Source organism: Rhodophyticola sp. CCM32, assembly GCF_004751985.1.
Classification (GTDB): domain Bacteria; phylum Pseudomonadota; class Alphaproteobacteria; order Rhodobacterales; family Rhodobacteraceae; genus Rhodophyticola.
Window position 1 is genome coordinate 1,750,733 of the sequence record NZ_CP038492.1, and the last position, 19,263, is coordinate 1,769,995.

Consider the following 19,263-nt stretch of genomic DNA (forward strand, 5'->3'; position numbering starts at 1 on the left):
GTCAGATCGCCTTTAGAATTTGATTGGCTGTAAATGCGGACTGGTAAATCCGCGACATGATCGGCGCCGAAGTCGCGGTGCTGAGCTCTGTCATTGGAAGCGGCAGATCCGCGCGATCCATCCCTGTCAAAAGCCCGGCCATGGTTTCACCGAACATCGTTCCCGTTGTGATGCCGCGCCCGTTATATCCGATGGGCGTAAAGAGGTTCGTCGCAAGCTCGTAGATCCGCGGCAAATGATCGGGGGTCATGGCGATCTGGCCGTGCCAGGCCTCTTCAAATTCAACCGGACCAAGCGTGGGGAAAATGCGGGCAATCTGTTTCTTTGCCCAACGGTGCGAAAGGCCGCGATCCTTGCTGCCGACAACCTTGCCCATTGATCCGACCAGCAGCCTGTTGGCGGCATCGCGGCGAATGTTGAACATGATCTGGCCGGTATCCCATAACCCTTGTTTGCCGGGCAGGATATGATCCGCCCCCGACCCCATCGGTTTGGTCGCCAGCTGGAAATAGTGGATCATTGTGAAAACGCGGTTCAGGTCCGGCCACAACGTATCTGTATAGGCATTGGTCCCAAGTACGACCGCTTTGGCCGTCACCACCCCTCGTGCGGTTTCAACTTTCCAAAGATTGCCATCACGCCGCAGCTTTGTCACCCGCGCACCGGTGCTGATCTTGGCTCCGGCAGCAAGGGCCGCCCGTGCAAGGCCGCGGCAATACCCCATCGGGTTGATCGTCCCACAGCGCTGATCCAGAAGCCCGCCGTGGAAATGGGTGGTCCCGATCATATCCGAAACTTCTGCACGGCTCAAAAGGTCAACCGGTTCGCCAAGGCGTTGCCATTCCTTATGCCGCTCCTTCAGATCGGCAAAGCCACTGGGGCCGTGTGCCGCGTGGATCGTTCCGCTACGTGTAACTTCGCATTGGATCTGGTGCTTTTCGATAAGCGAGAACACATATTCCGGCCCGCTTCCGAATTTCCGGATGAAACGCGGCCCATAGGTTTGCCCCAGCTTTTCACGCACTTTCTGCGGCGGAAGCCAAAGCGCGGCATTCACCAGCCCACAATTGCGGCCCGACCCGCCAAAGCCGATTTGTTCAGCCTCAAGAACATGCGCGGAAAGCCCCTTTTCAGCACAGTGCAGTGCCGTCGAAAGGCCAGTAAAACCCCCGCCGACAATCGCCACATCAACGGTGCTATCGGCCTCCATCGGCGCATGGTAATCCTGCTCTTTGGCAGAGACATCCCAAAGCGAAATGGCGTGTTGCTGCGTCATGTGTTGATTCCCGAATTCGAACCGTTGATCCTCTTGGGAAAGGTTGCACCACGACTCCGTTTGTGTCAATATTCGAAATAACTGTTCCATATATCAATACAAAGGCTTGCTCATGACCAAACTCAAAATGTCATCCGCACAAATGGTTGCAGACGCCCGCGCCCGTATCGAAGAAATCGAAACCACGGATCTGATTGCAATGCTGGAAGACCCCGATGTCGTTGTCGTTGATATCCGCGACATACGCGAACGCCAGCGCAGTGGTTTCATTCCAGGCAGCTTTCATGCACCACGCGGAATGATCGAGTTTTGGGTCGATCCTGACAGCCCCTATTTCAAAGATATCTTTGCGCAAGAAGACAAGAAATTCGTTTTCCACTGCGCCTCCGGCTGGCGCTCTGCCATCACAACGGCCACGTTGCAGGATATGGGTTTCAAAGCCGCCCATCTGAAAGAAGGCTTCTCCACATGGGAGAAACAGGGTGGCCCCATAGCGTTTCCAGAAAAGAAGCCCTATAGCCTTTCAAGTTAACATTGAATCACTTGTTCGCGGCCTCTCCCTTCGGTCGAACGCGAAAAGCGATGATCATGTCTCAATGAAAACTCGAAAGGCTTTAAATGCGGCCCAGCTTTGCAGAGACACTATCTGCGGCATGTGCCACCAAGCCGCCAAACTGTTCAACGCCGCCTGCGGGTAAATTGATATCCGGAAGCGATATCCCCAGGGCCCCGACGACTTCACCGCCCGGCAACGTAATCGCGGCGCCGAAGCTTAGGATGCGCTCCCGAAACTCCCCTGTGTCATACGCATAGCCGCGGGTCAGCGTCAGCGCGATATCGGCTTCGAGGGCGGCCATATCCGTCAGTGTCTTATCCGTGTGATGGGTCAGCGCAACACTGATCTGGTCGCGCAGTTTTGCGAATTCGGCTGCCAGCATCGCCTTGCCCGTCCCGACACAATGCAAAGGCGCGGTATCGCCAATTGTATTCCATGACCGGATCGGTTTCTGGCTGTCCAGCTTGTCAATATACACCACGTTGAGGTTTTCGCGGACCCCAAGATACACCGCCTCTCCCGTTTCGCGCGACAGATAGGACAATTCAGGTGCTGCAATCTCGCGCAGGTTCAGGTTCTCGACAGAAGCACGCCCGACGCGCCAGGTCTTCAGCGTTGCCGAATAGGACTTGTCCGGCATGTGCTGCACATATCCAAGCGTTGTCAGGGTTTGAAGAAGGCGAAATGTATTCGACTTTGTCAGCCCCAGCTCTTTTGACAGCTCGGTCACGCCTTTGCCCGATTGCGCGCGGGCAAGATTTTCAAGAATGAGCAACCCTTTTGACAGGGTGGAATCAACCTTTGGTTGTTTTGTTGGCATAGCCGTCACTTGATCCTGCGCATCCATCTGTTTGGACTACCAGTTAAGTCCCGGGTTCGAAAGGTGGCGGGTCATGAGCTTGGATCGCAGGGACTGTGCCCTCAAACCGACGCATCTGAACCATTGTCGAATGCGCTGCCGGGGACTGTGTAAGCGATGATGTCCGCATATCATGGGTCAGAACATTCGGGTTTCCGTGGCGGTCACGCGCCTGGGGGGCGTCAAAGTCCGGATCGAACCAGGCACCTGTCCAAAGAAAAACGCAGCCTTGCATGATCTCATCCGTGATCTTTGCGCCGGCAAGGCACCGCCCCCGCGCATTGAAAAGTTCCACAACATCGCCTTGCCCAATTCCACAAGCCTCTGCGTCTTCTGGATGGATCAAGACAGGTTCGCGCCCTGCAATCTTGTGGCTGAGGCTATAGGCACCATTGTCGAGCTGACTGTGCAGCCTTGTCTTGGGCTGGCCCGACAGCATGGCAAACGGGAACGCCCCATCAGGGTCCTGCGCGCGATCGCGTGGCGGGAACCAACTGGGATGTCCCGGGCAGTCGGGCAGTGCAAATCCGGCAATCGTTTCCGAGAAAATCTCGATCCGCCCGCTTGGCGTGGGCAGGGCCTGCGCCACAGGGTCCGCGCGGAAATCAGCGAGAAACACCTGGTTCGGGCTGGGGTCCGGTAAATCGATCACGTCGCCTGCAATGAAACTGTCCCAATCCGGCAAAGAGATGCCGTTCTCTTGCCCGCGTGCGCGGGTGACATCCCAGATCTCGCGCAGCCATGCGTCGCTGGTTTTGCCTTCGGTAAAGTCATCTGCACGCCCGAGACGCGCTGCCAGATCCGCATAGATATCATACTCGACCCGCGCCTCCCCCGGCGGGGTCACAAGTTGCGGCATCGGCACCAGCGCATTGTCTGATTTCCCGGCGCCAAAATCTGTTCGTTCCTGTGCGGCAGCAATGGGCAGAACGATATCCGCGTGACGGGCCGTCGCCGTCCAGTTCATTTCGTTCACGATGACCGTCTCTGGCGTCTGGAATGCCTTGTGCAACCGGTTCAGATCCTGATGGTGGTGAAACGGGTTTCCGCCCGCCCACCAGACCAGCCGCGCGTCGGGAAAGCTCCGTTTCCGGCCCTGATACTGGTAACGGCCCTTCGGGTTCAGCAGCATCTCGCTGATCATCGCCACAGGAATGAAATCGTCCACGGGGTTGCGCCCCTGCGACAGCGCAGCCCAGCGAAACGGGCGCTCGATATTGCCAATATTGCCGTTGACGCCATAGCCGACAGTATACCCGCCACCGGGCAGGCCAATCTGACCCAGCATCGCTGCAAGCGAAATGCCCATCCACATCGGCTGTTCGCCGAAATCGGTGCGCTGCACCCCGGCACTCACGTTGATCATCGTGCGGCCAGCGGCCATGCGACGTGCAAGTGCGCGGATAGCAGCCGGATCAAGACCTGACAGATCAGCCGCCCAATCCGCGTCCTTTGGCTGGTTGTCCGCTGCGCCCAGCAGATAGGATTTGAGCATGTCGAACCCGACTGTGTACCTGTCCAGAAAAGCCGTGTCTGTCAGGCCTTCAACCAATAGCGTATGCGCCAGCCCCATCATCAAGGCGGTGTCGGTGCCGGGCTGTACGGGCATCCATTCGGCCTTCAGCACGTCTTCGGCATCGCTGCGCAATGGGCTGATATTCACGAACTCAACGCCTGCCTTGGCGCAATTCTCCAGATTTCCGGGCATCCGGTGTTTGCTGACACCACCGTCGCTCACTTGCGTATTCCGCAGCGCCATGCCGCCGAACATCACAACCAGATCCGTGTGTTCTGCGATAACAGTCCAGCGGGTTGCCTGGGCCACATGCTGGCGAAATGGTCCTGCAATATGAGGCATCAGGCCAAGCGCTGCGTTATAGCTGTAATTCCCCTCGGAACGGACAAACCCGCCCTGCGTATTCAAAAAGCGCTTGAGCTGGCTTTGCGCATGGTGAAATCGCCCCGCGCTTGACCACCCGTAAGAGCCCGCAAAGATCGAGCTGTTCCCGTGATCCCGGCGCACACGCGTCATCTCTTGCGCAATCAGGTCCAGCGCATGATCCCAGCTCACCTCGACAAAGCCATCGCGCCCCCGAGGCACAGCCTTCGGCACCCCCTCAAGCCAGCTTTTGCGGATAGCGGGGCGCAGAACGCGCGCCTTGCCGTGGATGCTGCCGGGGATGTTCTTATTGATCCCGGCTGTTGCAGGATCGCGCGCGTGGCCGGTTACCGCCAGGATGCGGTTATCCCGAATTGTTGCGAGGCCAACGCCCCAATGGCTTGCCGTCAGCTTTTTCACGTCTTCATTCATCTGGCCACCAATGTGCTATTATACAAAACACTTATGCCGAATATTGACACTCTCCGCTGTGGCTGGCAACGTCAAAGAACATAATACTTGTGAATATGACATGCCATTCGAACTGGGGGCGACGGGGCTGTTTGCGAAGCTTGCCGCCGCCCTTCCCCATCTCAACACCGCAGCGGAGTAAACCATGCACAACAAGATAGACCATTTTGCCATTGGTGCAGACACGCTGGACCAGGGAGTCGCAGCCATGGAGGCCAAGCTGGGTGTGACTGTTCCACGCGGCGGCAAACACGAAGCGATGAGCACGCATAACTGCGTGATGCAGTCTGGCAACGAGAGCTTCTTCGAACTGATCGCGATTGACCCGGACGCCCCTGCCGATCCGGGCCGCGTGCGGTGGTTTACACTGGATGATCCAACCACCAAGGCACGGCTGGCAGAGCGTCCGCGCGCATTGTGCTGGGTGGTGGGCACGGATGATCTGGACGCTGTCATCGCGGCCAGCCCTGTCGATCTGGGCGACGTCGTCCTGTTCACCCGTGGGGACCGGTCATGGCGGTTAACGGTGCCAAAGGACGGACATCTGCCGATGGGAGGCCTGCTGCCCGCCTTCATCGAATGGTCACCCGGGCCCCACCCAAGCACAGGTCAACAGGATCTTGCTGTCACTCTGGACAAGGTTCACCTGACCTATCCCACCCCCGTCACGCTTTCGGCGATCCTGAAAGCGCTGCGCGTCGATCATCTGGCCGAGGTGCAGGCGGGCGATGCCGCCTTGTCCTTTACCGTGAGCACACCCAACGGGGCTGTTACCCTCGACTGAACACAGACGGCTTGCGCGGGCCATACCGCGCAAACCGCAAGCCGCTCGAACGCGGTTTCCGATGGGGCTGTCTCATCTAAAACGCAAACCGCTTTAATGTTCCGAGATTGCCATCCGGCCTTTCAAATATTCGCCATATTGGCCAAGCGAAAAAATGAACACCCAGTAGATCGCGGCGACGAATAGAAACACCTCGATATAATAAGGGGCCCATTCGGCGGTGCCAAAGGCGGTCTTGCCCGACGCGAGAATGTCAAAGAACCCGATGATTGTCACAATCGCGGTTTCCTTAAACGTCACCACGACCATGTTGATCGTGCTGGGCAGCGCATGGCGGAACACCTGCGGCAACACAATGCGGCCCAGAATGCTCCAATAGCTGATGCCAAGGGCGCGGCCGGCCTCAAACTGCCCTTTTGGAATGGCCTGAAACCCACCACGAAACACCTCCGCCTGATAGGCGGCAAAGAACAGCGCGAAAGCAAGAATCACACGCCAGATCTTGTCCCCTTCCAGCCAGCCGGGCAGGAACAGGGGGACGACGACCGCAGCGGTGAACAAGGTGGTGACCAGCGGGAGCGAGCGCACCGTATCAATGATCGCCAAAGCGAACCACCGCACCACCGGCATTGCAGAGCGACGCATCAGCGCAAGACCAAGCCCCATCGGCATGCCCAACAAGACCACGGATGCAAACAGGAACAGGGTCAGCGACAAGCCCCCCCAGCCGTCGGTTGTGACCTGTGCAAGGCCCAGCAGACTGCCTTCCATCAACAGATAATATGCCGCGAACCCCGCGATCCACAGCAGGGAAAGGCGCGCCGCGCGCCACATCGCCGGCAGGCAAGAAACAAGCACCGTGACCACAATCGCGATCGCAGCCAAGGTTGACCGCCAGTGTTCTTCAAAAGGATATGTTCCGAACAGGATCAACCGGTGCCGCGCATCAATCACCGACCAGCAGGCCCCGCTGTGATCCCCACACAGTTCCACATCCTCTTTCGACCACACGGCGCGAAATACGGCCCAATCCAAAAACTGGTAGACGATATAGGCCAGCAAAGTGAACACGAGGACGGAGATGACAATCGCTAGGGGGGAGCCGAAGCCCGTCTTGACGAACCGCTTGCGGATCTCAGAAAACCGTCCGGGCGGGGCGATGTCTGTGACGGTCATCTAGTGCTCCCTCAACTGCAATCGCGCATTCAGCCAGTTGGTGAAGACCGCGATGGCATAATTAATGCCCAGAAATGTCAGCATCAGAATAAGGATAAGCTCAAGCGTCTGGCCCGACTGGCTGATCGAATTGACGGTGATGTAAAACAGATCACTAAATCCGATGGCGATGCCGATCGTCGTGGCCTTCATCATGAAAATCCATTGATTGCCAAGCGGGGGAATGATGCTGCGCAGCGCCATCGGCACCTTGATGCGCGACCAGATGGACATAGGCGTCAGGCCAAGCGCCTGCCCCGCCTCGACCAGTCCGCGTGGCACCTGGGCAAGACCACCGCGCACGATCTCGGCGATATAGGCACTGCCATAGAGTGTGATCGACACAATCAATGCCAGCAATTCAATGGGAACGGAAATGCCCCCCTGAAACCGCAGACCTGCCAGCGCGGGAATGGATAACAGCCCCTCCCCCTCGGGGCGTACAACCATCGCAGTCAGCACTGACAGCACGATTGTCCCACCGAACCACATGGCGCCCCCCGCCAAAGGGGCACCTTCGCGATGATCAATCCAATCGCAATCCCCACGCAAGCCAAGAGCAAACCAACAGCCACACCCGGGCTGACATTCAAGCCCGGCAGCATAAGACCCCGTCCCGAAAGGAAGGCGATGTCGCCAATGTTCAAGGCTTGCCGAGGTCCGCCCATATGAATCAGAAGCGCATAGAGAAAGACCGCCTGGAGGATCAGCGGGATGTTGCGGAAAATCTGGACATAGACATTGGCCGCAAAGTTAAGTGCAGGATGGCGGGCATCGCGCATCGTGCCGATGATAAATCCGAAAAACGTGGTGGTCATGATGCAAATGAAACCCACGAAAAGCGTGTTCAGCAGGCCTATAAACAGGGTGTAGTAATACCGGTCACTGATTGAGCGCTCGATCAGGGAGAACGAATAATCCCACCCCGTGTCCCGCTCCAAAAATGAAAACCCGCTCGTCATGTTCAACCGCGTCAGGTTGTACTGTGCGTTCGACACAGCGCCCCAAACGGCGACAACGATCAAAATCACAATGGCTGATTGTATGGTGAGACTGCGGCGCCTTGCAGATCTACGCAATTCCTCGGCTGTCGCCATGATACCGCCCCTCGGATGTCAAAACACAGTGGACCGCCCCACGACAGGGGCGGTCCAGCTTTCTTTCGTGCAGTCTTAATCGAGGATCGGCGCGTACAAGACGCCACCTTCGCTCCACAGGCTGTTCAAGCCACGATCAAGGTTATAGGGGCTGTCTGTGCCGAGGTTGCGGTCATAGATTTCCGCAAAGTTACCTACCGCAGCAATCATTTCGCGCGCCCATGTGTCGCGCATACCCAAACGCTCGCCCATGCCGGGTTCAACCCCCAGCAGACGTGCAACCCGCGGGTTGGCAGGGTTCGCCGCCATCTCTTCGACATTGGCAGATGTGATGCCTTCTTCTTCGGCGATCAACAAAGCGGCCAGCATCCAGTTCACCACATCAACAAAACCCTCATCGCCCTGTCGCATGGCCGCAGAAATCGGCTCGCTCGACAGTTGATCGCTCAGGATGATGTGGGCATCGGGGTTATCCAGTTCAGTGGCACGCAGAACCGCAAGGTTCGGCCCCCACCCCGCGAACGCGTCACAGCGGTTGGCAAGGTATGCCGCGCGCAGCTCCGCCTGGCTTTCATAAGACACCATGGTGTGCTCAACGCCAATCGTTGTCATGTAATTGGCAGCCAGACGTTCGATTGTCGTGCCCGCCTCGACGCAGATCGTGCCGCCCTCAAGACCGGTCGCATCGGTAATACCCAGATCGCCATGGGCCATAAACTGCGTACCGCCAAAGAAGTATGGCAGGCTGAACTGAAGCCCAAGCTCTGTGTCGCGGCCCATCGTCCAACCGGTTGCCTTGATAATCACGTCTACGTCGCCCGACTGCAAAGCAGGAAAACGCTGCGCCCAGCTTAGCGGTACAATCTGGTTTGCGTCCGGGTCACCAAGAATAGCCGTCGTCAAAGCGCGGCAAAGGTCGATATCAAGGCCTTTCCATTCGTTCTGATCGTTCACTTCGACAAACCCGAAATAGCTGCCGTTATGGCCCGAGCATAGCAACGTGCCACGGTCCATAATCTGCTGAACTGTAGCGCTTTGCGCTGCCGCCATCTGAGGGGCAATAACGCTGGTCGCCGCAATTGCAGCAGCTGCGATAATAGTCTTCATTTCAGTCTCCCTGTTGTGCTATATATCAGCACATTTGTACTGATATTTAGAATGTAAGGAATTATGGATCGAGTCAACATTTTTTGCATGTTCGGCATTTTGCCCGCAGCAATGCCTGGCATTTGCCCGATAAGGCGGCAGACACACCTGAAACAGGGCCGCCGGACCACATCGTGACCCGCTGACAGCCCCCGACCGTTCAGAAATATCGAAGGCGAATGTCTCGCTCGCGACGGCGTCCAGGGCGTTGTCGCAACCCAAACTGGTTCGGGCAGATGGCGGTGCAACTCGATCTCGGTTTGCATCGGCTCGGGTTCGGTATGGAAGAACTGGACCACCTCATCTCGGATCCGCAATGGTGCGCAGAAATGGTGCCGGACCTGATGCTTGCACATCTGCCCTCGGGCAATGACCGGTTGTCTCAAAGGAATGTGGCAGACCGCGACAGGTTTTTGAAAATGACGGCTCAGCTTTCGGGGTTTCGCAAAAGCGTCGCCGCCTCTTCCGGGATATTCCTGGGTGCAGAGTTCCATTTCGATGTCGTCCGACCGGGCAGTGCCCTGTTTGGCATCAACCCGATGCGGGGATCGGCGAACCCGATGCTGCCTGTTGTAACCCTCGAAAGCAGGATCATACAGCGCCGCCACCTCAAGGCCGGAACCCGGTTCGGGTATGACCGGTCTTTTACAGCAGAACAAGATATGCTGGTCGGGATCGTATCGTTCGGTGCGATGGACGGCGTTCTCTTTTCACCGCGACCCGGTCAGAAAATCTCCGTTTTTCTTGATACTCACACAGCCCCGGTCATTGGAAGCGGCGGATCGGACACTTTGTTCGTCGACCTGAGCGATGTGCCGGACCGCGCCTGTCGAGAAGGCCAGATCGTTTCGTTGATCAATCACCAACACGACCTGGAGACCTGCGCCTTTGAGCATGGGATAACCGAATATGAACTTCTTGCCCGTCTCGGCAGCCGATTGCCGCGCAAAACCTGCCCCATAGTGCTTCCTCCATGCATCGGAAAACAAGGCGCCATCAACACCCGGGATCAAACATCTAGGTGAATTTCCGGAAGAGCTTTGTCTGATCGAACATCGCCTCAAGCGTTTCCATGCGATCCTTCGTATCGCCCCAGGTCAGGTTTTGAACCGTCGAAATCATCGTCTCCAGCAGGAGAAGCGGCATGACTGCGGAATCCCATGCAGACGGCACAACGATCCGGCTGCTGAAGCTGAGGTCCGCCAGATGATGAACGGGAGAGCGCCATTGGTCCGTGAAGAGGATGAGCTTTGCACCCTTTTTATGTGCCATCTCCGCCAATTTTAACGTGTTGTTCTCATAGCGTCGCATGTCGAAAATGATGAACACATCCCCCGCAGACACATCCAATAAGTAATGCGGCCATGCGTTGGAGGTGGATTGAATATGGGTGATCTGCGGCCGGATCACCTGCATGTGCAGGAACAGATATTCGGCCAAAGTATGCGTTATACGACCGCCAACGATGTAGAGATGATGATCCGTGTCGGCGCATATTTCGCATGCCGCATCAAAGTCTTTGGGGTCGATCTGGCCCAATGTGTGCCGGATATTGTCCATCACGGCAGCGGTTAGCCGGTTCAGAAGATGCTCAGACGGGGCGCGTTCAGCCCATGTATCGTGCTTGGCGATCGGGTTTTTTGCCTTGGCTTTCAGTTCTTCGCGCAGTTCTGTCTGGAATTCGGGATAGCCGCTGAACCCGAGTTTATGGACCATACGGGCAACCGTCGGCACGGACACTTTGGCGTCTTTGGCCAGCGCGCTGAGCGGCCCCAGACCTGACGCGGGATAGTTTTCCAGAATGGAATGCGCCAACTGGCGTTCTGCCCGCGTCAAATCATCCAGCTGTGTCTGGATGCGATCCGAGATGGTAAAAGTGCCTTCGGTCATCGGCATTGCCCGTTCTTTGATCAAAAAATATCAGCCCGATACGACATGGTAAATTTTTATCGAAACCCGTTGACAAAAATCAGGGGCTGCAAGACGGTTATCGTACCGGAGGGGCCGTGTCGCAAGCCAACATTCATCTACCCAAAGATCATGACCAGGCAGGCAAGGCGACCGGAGCGTCATCTGTGGTGCTGGTGTGTGAACATGCATCCTACCACATACCGGCCGTCTTTGACGGCCTTGGCCTGTCACAGGCTGACCGCAAAAGCCATGCGGCTTGGGACCCTGGCGCGTTGGCGGTGGCGCAACATATGGCACATCATCTGAACGCCGGCCTGGTCGCGGCGCGGGTGTCGCGTCTGGTTTATGACTGCAACCGCCCTCCCAGCTCGGCGGACGCGATGCCCGCGCGCAGTGAAGTCATTGACGTTCCCGGCAATCGCAACCTCAGCCCGTCATCGCGGCAGGCACGCATCGACGCGTATTGTCACCCGTTTCGTGACGCGGTGCGCCGCGCCATCCAACGGGTCTCGGACCCTATTATCGTGACGGTTCATAGCTTTACGCCAGTCTATTATGGCAAACCGCGGGTCGTAGAGATCGGCATTCTGCACGACAGCGATACGCGCCTTGCAGATGCGATGTTGAACATCGCGCCCGCGCATACCGCCTGTAAAGTGGAACGTAACCAACCCTATGGGCCGGAAGATGGCGTCACCCACACCCTGAAAGAACATGCCATAAGCGCGGGGTATCTGAACGTTATGCTTGAGATCCGAAATGATCTGATTTCCACGGCCCGGCAGCAAAAGGCGGTGGCCGCCATGCTATCGAAATGGCTTGTGGAGGCCGTCTCGCAGATGCCGGTGCCGGGGGATTTACGATGTCGGGCCTGATGAAGGGATACATCCGCGCCGTGGATGCGGTCAATTACCGTGTGGGGCGTGTGATGATGTACGGCATCTTTGTTTTGATGGCGATATTGCTGTGGTCCTCGTTCAGCAAAACGTTTTTCTTGCCGACGCTGTGGACACTTGAGATGGCGCAGTTCGTAATGGTGACATACTATATCCTTGGCGGGCCATATTCGATCCAGCTTGGATCAAACGTCCGCATGGATCTGCTTTACGGGGAATGGTCGCTGCGCAAAAAGGCGTGGTTCGATCTGTTCACCATCCTGTTTCTGATCTTCTATCTCTGTGTGCTGCTATACGGCGCGGTAGCCTCGACAGCCTATTCCCTGGGCTATTGGGGACAACAGCCGTTTTCCTTCTTTGCGGGCCTTGTGACCGGCGCCGAGGAGATCGGGCGCATGGAACGATCCTCGTCATCGTGGCGGCCTTACCTTTGGCCGATCAAGACTATGATGGTGACGGGCATGTTTTTGATGCTCCTTCAATGTATTTCAGAACTTTTCAAAGACGTTCTGCGGATCAAAGGCGACCTGACCTGATGTCGTATGAACTGATTGCCACGCTGATGTTCTCGTCGATGATGCTGATGTTGCTGACGGGGCAGCGGGTGTTTGGCGCGATTGGGTTTGTCGCCGTCATCGCGGCGCTGTTCTTGTGGGGCGACAGAGGTGGTTTTGACATCGCCTTCTCGGCCTCGATGGGGCTGATGGGGTGGTATCCGCTTCTGACGCTGCCGATGTTTATTTTCATGGGCTACGTTCTGTCGGAAAGCAAAATCGCCGATGACTTGTATAAAATGTTCCATGTCTGGATGGGCGGGTTACGCGGTGGATTGGCCGTCGGCACGATTGGGCTGATGGTGCTGATCTCGGCCATGAACGGGTTGAGCGTGGCGGGCATGGCGATCGGATCAACCATCGCTTTGCCGGAACTGCTGAAACGCGGCTATGACAAGCGCATGGTGACCGGGGTCATTCAGGCCGGGTCAAGCCTTGGCATCCTTGTGCCGCCATCGGTGGTTCTGGTCCTCTACGCGATGATTGCGCGGCAACCTGTGGGTCAGCTTTGGCTGGCCGGTGTTGTTCCTGGCCTGATGATGGCGACGTTGTTTGTAATCTATATTGTCGTGCGGTGCCGCCTGAACCCTGCATTGGGTCCGGTGCTGGACGCCGGCGAGCGTGACATTCCGCTGGCTGAAAAGTTGCGGCTTCTGCGCGCCGGGCTGCTGCCGGTGGTCATTTTCGCCATGATGATGGTGCCGTTTGTGAACGGCTGGACGTCTCTTGTGGAAAGCTCGGCCATCGGCGCGATCTCGGCCTTTGTGGCGGCGATCTTGAAGGGCCGGATGACCCGCGAGGTGTTTGAAAACTCGGTCCGCAACACTTTGGGTATCACCTGTATGTTCATGTGGATCATCCTCGCGGCCCTGGCCTTTGGGGCGGTGTTTGACGGATTGGGGGCGGTGAACGCGATTGAGGGCGTCTTCACCGAACGCCTGAACCTTAGCCCCTGGATGATCCTGGTCCTTATGCAGTTGAGCTTTATCCTTATGGGCACGTTTCTGGATGACACGGCGATGCTGGTCATTGTTGCCCCGCTTTATGTGCCGCTGGTGGGCGCGTTGGGGTTTGACCTGGTCTGGTACGGCATCCTTTACACGATCACGACTCAGATCGCCTATATGACGCCGCCCTTTGGCTACAACCTGTTCCTGATGCGGGCGATGGCCCCGCCCGAAATCTCAGTGCGCGATATCTATGCCTCGATCACACCGTTTGTGATGATCATGTTGGTGGCTTTGACCCTCGTCATGATCTTCCCCGGAATCGCCACCTGGCTTCCTGACTACGTGTATAACCAACCATAAATGAACTGCCGTCCAGGTGGTCGTCCCCAACCAAGGAGAAAAGAAATGACGTCAAGACGCAAGTTTATCAAAGCGGCTGCCATGGCGCCCGCTGCCGCAGCGCTGGCCACACCGGCATTGGCGCAAAGCACGATCAGATGGCGGATGCAGACCTATGCAGGCGCCGCATTGGCCGCCGAGGTGATCGACCCGGCCATCGCGATGTTCAACCAGATCGCGGGCGACCGCATGCAGATTGAACTGTTTTACGCAGACCAGCTGGTCCCTACCGGAGAGTTGTTCCAGGCCATGCAGCGCGGCACAATTGACGCGGTGCAATCTGACGACGACTCGATGGCATCCCCCACCGAGGTCACCGTGTTTGGCGGCTATTTCCCCTTCGGCTCGCGCTACTCCCTCGACGTACCGGTGCTGTTCAACCAGTATGGGCTGAACGAGATCTGGGACGAGCAGTATTCGGCAGTTGGTGTGAAACACATCTCGGCCGGCGCATGGGATCCCTGCCATTTCGCCACCCGTGACCCGATCCGCAGCCTTGCGGATATGGAAGGCAAGCGCATCTTCACCTTCCCCACCGCTGGCCGCTTCCTGACGCGGTTCGGGGTGGTTCCGGTGAACCTGCCCTGGGAAGACATCGAAGTTGCCATGCAGACGGGCGAATTGGATGGCATCGCGTGGTCCGGCATCACCGAGGATTACACCGTGGGTTGGGCCGACGTGACCAACTACTTCCTGACCAACAACATCTCGGGCGCATGGGCGGGATCGTTCTTTGCCAATATGGACCGTTGGAACGAGTTGCCGGAAGACCTGCAAACGCTGTTCCGTGTGTGCTGTGACCAATCACATTACTACCGTCAGTGGTGGTATTGGGGGGGTGAAGCCAACCTGCGCGTCAATGGCGACAAGTTGGAACTGACCACGATCCCGGATGAGGAATGGGCGACCGTCGAAGCGGCAGCGCAGGAATTCTGGGAAGAAATCGCCGCCGAAAGCGAAACCAAACGTCGCGTGGTTGATATCTTCCGGCAGTACAATGCCGATATGGTTCGTGCGGGGCGCCCCTACCGCTACGGTTAAGGCGAACGCATCACCTGTGGGGGCTGCCATGGCGGCCTCCACATCCGCAGAAAGAAAGACAACATGCCCGGAAACTGGACCTTTGAGAAGCTGAAGACCTGCGTCGCCGACGGATCAATCGACACGGTCCTTGCGTGTTTTGTGGATATGCAGGGCCGGTTGATGGGCAAGCGATTCCACGGTGTGAATTTTGTGGAGACCTCGTTTCAGGAAACCCATTGCTGCAATTACCTTCTGGCCACAGACCTGGAGATGGCAACGCCCGATGGCTATGCCTCGACCTCGTGGCAGACGGGATATGGCGATTATGTCATGAAGCCCGATCTGTTGACCATTCGCCCTGTCCCGTGGCTGGAATGCACCGCACTGGTGCTGTGCGATGTCCTTGATCACCATACCCATCAGCCCGTCCCCCATTCGCCCCGCGCAATCTTGAAACGTCAGATCGCCCGCCTTGAGGCCTTGGGGTTTGAGGCCAAAATGGCCACCGAGCTTGAGTTCTTTTTGTTCGAGAAAAGCTTTGACGATATCCGCAAGGGCGGGTTCCGTGATCTAGAGCCGATCAGCGGCTATAACGAGGATTATCATATCCTCCAGACCACCAAGGAAGAAACCGTGATGCGGCCGATCCGCAACCACCTATTTGCGGCGGGGCTCCCCGTTGAGAATTCCAAAGGTGAGGCGGAAGCGGGTCAGGAAGAACTGAACATTCGCTATTCCCCCGCGCTTGATTGCGCCGATCACCATTCCATCGCGAAACATGCGATCAAAGAAATCGCCTGGCAAAATGGCCGGGCTGCGACGTTCCTGCCGAAATGGCACAAGGACCGTGTGGGATCGTCTTCCCATGTGCATCAATCCCTGTGGAAAGACGGCGAAGCCGCGTTCTTTGACGCCTCTGCCAAACATGGCATGTCGACCCTGATGAAGCAGTACATGGCGGGCCTGATCAGGTTCGCCCCCGATTACACATATTTTCTGGCCCCCAACGTCAACAGCTACAAACGTTTCGCAAAAGGTACGTTTGCGCCGACCAAGACCGTCTGGTCCGTCGACAATCGCACTGCGGGCTTCCGCCTGTGTGGTGAAGGCACCAAAGCTGTGCGGGTTGAATGCCGTATCGGCGGGTCCGACCTGAACCCCTATCTGGCGCAGGCCGTGATGCTCGCGGCGGGCATTCAGGGCATCGAGGATCAGCTGGAGCTGGCCCCGGCGACCACGGGCGATGTCTATGAGGACGCAAACGCCGTGGAGATTCCACAGACTTTGCGCGCGGCCACAGACACCCTGCGCGCCTCGCAATTCCTGCGCGACGCCCTGGGCGATGACGTGGTGGATCACTACACCCGTGCGGCGACCTGGGAACAGGAAGAGTTTGACCGGGTTGTCACCGATTGGGAAATCGCACGCGGTTTCGAAAGGGCTTAGACCTATGGCGATCCAATGCATCTCGCCCATTGACGGGTCGGTTTATGCGACCCGCGAGACGCTGTCGCGCACGCAGGCCGATGCCGCCGTCGCGCGCGCCAGACATGCGCAATCTGAATGGGCCGCGCGCGCCCTGTCAGACCGTATCGCGCTTGTACAGGCGGGCGTTGTCGCCGTGGGTGCAATGAATGACGACATCGTGCCCGAGATCGCCTGGCAGATGGGGCGGCCGGTGCGGTATGGCGGGGAATTTGGCGGTTTCAATGAACGCGCAACCTATATGGCCGGGATTGCGGAACAGGCGCTGGCCCCCATCGAGGTGGAAGACAGCGATGCCTTCCGCCGCGTAATCAAACGCGTCCCCCACGGTCTTGTGCTGGTCGTGGCCCCATGGAACTACCCCTATATGACCGCGATCAACACCGTCGCGCCGGCCTTGATCGCAGGCAATGCGGTGATGCTCAAACACGCCTCGCAAACCCCACTGGTGGGGGAGCGTATGGCCAGGGCGTTCCATTCCGTTGGCATCCCGGAGGACGTGTTCCAGAATGTTTTCCTCGACCACCAGACAACATCAGATCTAATCGCGGCGCGCAGCTTTGGCTTTGTGAACTTCACCGGCTCGGTCAGCGGTGGCCGCGCGATGGAGGCGGCGGCATCGGGCACGTTCACGGGCATCGGGCTGGAGCTTGGGGGCAAAGATCCGGGCTATGTCATGGAGGATGCAAATCTCGACGCGGCGGTTGAGACGCTGATCGACGGCGCAATGTTCAACTCCGGCCAATGCTGCTGCGGGATTGAGCGGATTTACGTCCATGCCTCCCTGTTTGAGACCTTCGTCGAAAAGGCCGTTGCCATCGTGAACGGCTATAAACTGGGCAACCCGCTGGACCCCGACACCACCCTTGGCCCCATGGCCCATATACGCTTTGCAGACGTTGTGCGCAGCCAAACCGCTGACGCCATCGCGGCGGGGGCCATCGCCCATATCGACCCGGCCCGCTTCCAGGAAGATGGCGGCGCTTATCTGATGCCGCAACTTCTGACGAATGTGACCCACGACATGCGGGTAATGCGCGAGGAAAGCTTTGGCCCGGTTGTGGGCATCATGTCCGTGAGCGATGATGCCGAAGCGATTTCCCTTATGAACGACAGCGACTTTGGCCTGACCGCATCGCTTTGGACCCAAGATGCCAAGCGGGCCGAAGCCATCGCCGACCGGATCGAAACGGGCACGGTGTTCATGAACCGCGCCGATTATCTTGATCCGGGCCTGTGCTGGACCGGCTGCAAAGATACCGGACGCGGCGGCGGGTTATCCGTCATCGGCTATCACAATCTTACGCGGCCAAAATCATATCACCTTAAGAAAGCCTGACACCATGTGCATCACCGCAAACTGGTCCTACCCCACATCGGTTCGGTTCGGCGCGGGACGTATCACTGAGATTGCGGATGCTTGCACCGTTGCCGGTATATCCAAACCTTTGCTTGTCACCGATCGCGGCCTCGCCACGATGGAGATCACGGCGCGCACGCTTGATCATCTGGAGGCTGCGGGGATGGGCCGTGGCCTGTTCGCGGATGTCGATCAAAACCCCACCGATATGAACGCCGCTGCCGGTATCAAAGACTACCGCGACGGCGGCTATGACGGGGTGATCGCGTTTGGCGGAGGCTCGGGGATCGACATTGCCAAGGTGATCGCCTTCATGGCGGGCCAAACGCGACCCTTGTGGGATTTTGAAGATGTGGGTGATTGGTGGACGCGGGCCGATGCCGACAAGATCGCACCCATCGTGGCCGTGCCCACAACCGCAGGAACCGGATCAGAGGTTGGACGCGCAAGCATCATCACGAACTCTGAAACCCACGAAAAGAAGATCATCTTTCATCCCAAAATGCTGCCAGCCGTCGTGATCTGTGACCCGGAACTGACCGTTGGCATGCCTCCGTTCATCACTGCGGGCACCGGGCTGGATGCCTTCGCCCATTGCGTTGAGGCCTATAGCAGCCCGCATTTTCACCCGATGTCCCAAGGCATCGCACTGGAAGGCATGCGTCTGGTGAAAGACTACCTGCCAAGGGCCTATGCCGACGGCACCGATATTGAGGCGCGCAGCCAGATGATGGCCGCCGCCGCCATGGGGGCCACGGCTTTCCAAAAGGGCCTGGGCGCGATCCATGCTCTGTCGCACCCGATTGGTGCGATATACCATACCCACCACGGCACCACGAACGCGCTGTGCATGCCAGGCGTTCTGCAATTCAACAAACCCGCCATTGAAACCCGCTTTGATCAGGCCGCGGCCTATCTGGGCATCGCCGGCGGCTTTACAGGGTTCTGCGCTTATGTCGATGCACTCAATGCCTCGATGAGCATCCCCAGGACACTCGGCGAGATGGGGGTTGAGACCCCGGATATTGACAAGATCGTCGAGGGTGCGATGAAGGATCCAAGCGTTGGTGGAAATCCCGTTGAGATGACGCCGGAAAACACACGAAAGCTTCTGCTTTCCATGGTCTGAAAAGACACGGTATCGACAGTTCTGGTCATCTTTCAGACCGCAGCCGAAGCCTCGCACATCATCCAATGCAGGGGCCTGTCCCGTGTCTCGGCAAGGGCTTTCACACAGCTATGAACGTCTGTGTCCGGTTTGACGGCAACGGGCATTGGCATGGCCTTTTCTCCGCAGGTATCCCTTTGATATGCGTTAAAGCACCCTGCCTTAAACTTGACTCACAAATACCCTGCCACGCTTCGCGTTCCCAGGGTATTTGTGATGCGCGATGTCTCAGGT

At 57.7% G+C, this 19,263-nt stretch carries 18 protein-coding genes; 10 read left to right on the forward strand and 8 right to left on the reverse strand.

Translation table 11 applies throughout. The features are described from left to right. Nucleotide 1: 1 nt before the first annotated feature. Nucleotides 2-1,276, reverse strand: coding sequence for an NAD(P)/FAD-dependent oxidoreductase (locus E2K80_RS08595; protein WP_135374539.1), 1,275 nt, complete (start codon nucleotides 1,274-1,276; stop codon nucleotides 2-4). A 112-nt stretch (nucleotides 1,277-1,388) separates the two neighbouring features. Here E2K80_RS08595 and E2K80_RS08600 point away from each other — a divergent pair, with 112 nt between their 5' ends. After that, nucleotides 1,389-1,808 carry a rhodanese-like domain-containing protein gene (locus E2K80_RS08600; protein ID WP_135374541.1) on the forward strand — a complete coding sequence of 140 codons (420 nt, stop codon included), beginning with the start codon at nucleotides 1,389-1,391 and terminating at the stop codon, nucleotides 1,806-1,808. 82 nt (nucleotides 1,809-1,890) lie between these two features. On the opposite strand, the gene E2K80_RS08605 is transcribed toward E2K80_RS08600, so the two are convergent. Both E2K80_RS08605 and E2K80_RS08610 read right to left on the reverse strand, forming a co-directional pair. Then, complete coding sequence (locus tag E2K80_RS08605; protein ID WP_338014594.1) at nucleotides 1,891-2,679, reverse strand: IclR family transcriptional regulator; 789 nt, start codon at nucleotides 2,677-2,679, stop codon at nucleotides 1,891-1,893. 16 nt (nucleotides 2,680-2,695) lie between these two features. Then, nucleotides 2,696-5,002: a molybdopterin-dependent oxidoreductase gene (locus tag E2K80_RS08610; protein ID WP_135374545.1), complete on the reverse strand. Its 2,307-nt coding sequence runs from the start codon at nucleotides 5,000-5,002 to the stop codon at nucleotides 2,696-2,698. A gap of 184 nt (nucleotides 5,003-5,186) precedes the next feature. On the opposite strand from E2K80_RS08610, the gene E2K80_RS08615 reads away from it, so the two are divergent. Next, complete coding sequence (locus E2K80_RS08615; RefSeq protein ID WP_135374547.1) at nucleotides 5,187-5,825, forward strand: VOC family protein; 639 nt, start codon at nucleotides 5,187-5,189, stop codon at nucleotides 5,823-5,825. Between the two features lie 93 nt (nucleotides 5,826-5,918). Here the strand turns inward: E2K80_RS08615 and E2K80_RS08620 are convergent, their stop codons facing one another. The 4 genes from E2K80_RS08620 to E2K80_RS08635 form a co-directional block, all read right to left on the reverse strand. Beyond that, the gene (locus E2K80_RS08620; RefSeq protein WP_135374549.1) at nucleotides 5,919-7,001 is read right to left on the reverse strand and encodes an amino acid ABC transporter permease; all 1,083 of its coding nucleotides are present in this window, start codon (nucleotides 6,999-7,001) and stop codon (nucleotides 5,919-5,921) included. Continuing rightward, nucleotides 7,002-7,532, reverse strand: a complete 531-nt coding sequence (locus tag E2K80_RS08625) for an ABC transporter permease subunit (RefSeq protein ID WP_135374551.1) — start codon at nucleotides 7,530-7,532, stop codon at nucleotides 7,002-7,004. It lies immediately after the preceding gene. Beyond that, nucleotides 7,496-8,137: an ABC transporter permease subunit gene (locus E2K80_RS08630; RefSeq protein WP_135374553.1), complete on the reverse strand. Its 642-nt coding sequence runs from the start codon at nucleotides 8,135-8,137 to the stop codon at nucleotides 7,496-7,498. The genes E2K80_RS08625 and E2K80_RS08630 overlap by 37 nt, the downstream gene beginning before the upstream one ends. Nucleotides 8,138-8,212: 75 nt before the next feature. Further along, the gene (locus tag E2K80_RS08635; protein ID WP_135374555.1) at nucleotides 8,213-9,244 is read right to left on the reverse strand and encodes an amino acid ABC transporter substrate-binding protein; all 1,032 of its coding nucleotides are present in this window, start codon (nucleotides 9,242-9,244) and stop codon (nucleotides 8,213-8,215) included. A 275-nt stretch (nucleotides 9,245-9,519) separates the two neighbouring features. On the opposite strand from E2K80_RS08635, the gene E2K80_RS08640 reads away from it, so the two are divergent. Further along, a complete protein-coding gene (locus E2K80_RS08640; protein ID WP_168193138.1) occupies nucleotides 9,520-10,308 on the forward strand; it encodes an alanine racemase in 789 nt (262 codons plus the stop codon). Here the strand turns inward: E2K80_RS08640 and E2K80_RS08645 are convergent. Then, complete coding sequence (locus tag E2K80_RS08645) at nucleotides 10,301-11,173, reverse strand: MurR/RpiR family transcriptional regulator (RefSeq protein ID WP_135374559.1); 873 nt, start codon at nucleotides 11,171-11,173, stop codon at nucleotides 10,301-10,303. The two genes, E2K80_RS08640 and E2K80_RS08645, sit on opposite strands and share 8 nt — an antisense overlap. Before the next feature lie 116 nt (nucleotides 11,174-11,289). Here E2K80_RS08645 and E2K80_RS08650 point away from each other — a divergent pair, with 116 nt between their 5' ends. From E2K80_RS08650 to E2K80_RS08680, 7 genes are all read left to right on the forward strand, one after another. Next, on the forward strand, nucleotides 11,290-12,069 hold the full coding sequence (locus E2K80_RS08650) for an N-formylglutamate amidohydrolase (RefSeq protein ID WP_135374561.1): 780 nt from the start codon (nucleotides 11,290-11,292) through the stop codon (nucleotides 12,067-12,069). Then, nucleotides 12,057-12,626 carry a TRAP transporter small permease subunit gene (locus E2K80_RS08655; RefSeq protein WP_135374563.1) on the forward strand — a complete coding sequence of 190 codons (570 nt, stop codon included), beginning with the start codon at nucleotides 12,057-12,059 and terminating at the stop codon, nucleotides 12,624-12,626. Before E2K80_RS08650 ends, E2K80_RS08655 begins: the two co-directional genes overlap by 13 nt. After that, the gene (locus tag E2K80_RS08660; RefSeq protein ID WP_135374565.1) at nucleotides 12,626-13,954 is read left to right on the forward strand and encodes a TRAP transporter large permease; all 1,329 of its coding nucleotides are present in this window, start codon (nucleotides 12,626-12,628) and stop codon (nucleotides 13,952-13,954) included. The genes E2K80_RS08655 and E2K80_RS08660 overlap by 1 nt, the downstream gene beginning before the upstream one ends. Before the next feature lie 45 nt (nucleotides 13,955-13,999). After that, nucleotides 14,000-15,034, forward strand: coding sequence for a TRAP transporter substrate-binding protein (locus E2K80_RS08665; RefSeq protein ID WP_135374567.1), 1,035 nt, complete (start codon nucleotides 14,000-14,002; stop codon nucleotides 15,032-15,034). Between the two features lie 63 nt (nucleotides 15,035-15,097). After that, nucleotides 15,098-16,462: a glutamine synthetase family protein gene (locus E2K80_RS08670; RefSeq protein ID WP_135374569.1), complete on the forward strand. Its 1,365-nt coding sequence runs from the start codon at nucleotides 15,098-15,100 to the stop codon at nucleotides 16,460-16,462. Nucleotides 16,463-16,466: 4 nt separating this feature from the next. Next, nucleotides 16,467-17,840, forward strand: a complete 1,374-nt coding sequence (locus tag E2K80_RS08675) for an aldehyde dehydrogenase family protein (RefSeq protein WP_135374571.1) — start codon at nucleotides 16,467-16,469, stop codon at nucleotides 17,838-17,840. A gap of 4 nt (nucleotides 17,841-17,844) precedes the next feature. After that, complete coding sequence (locus E2K80_RS08680) at nucleotides 17,845-18,990, forward strand: iron-containing alcohol dehydrogenase (protein ID WP_135374573.1); 1,146 nt, start codon at nucleotides 17,845-17,847, stop codon at nucleotides 18,988-18,990. Nucleotides 18,991-19,263: the final 273 nt, after the last annotated feature.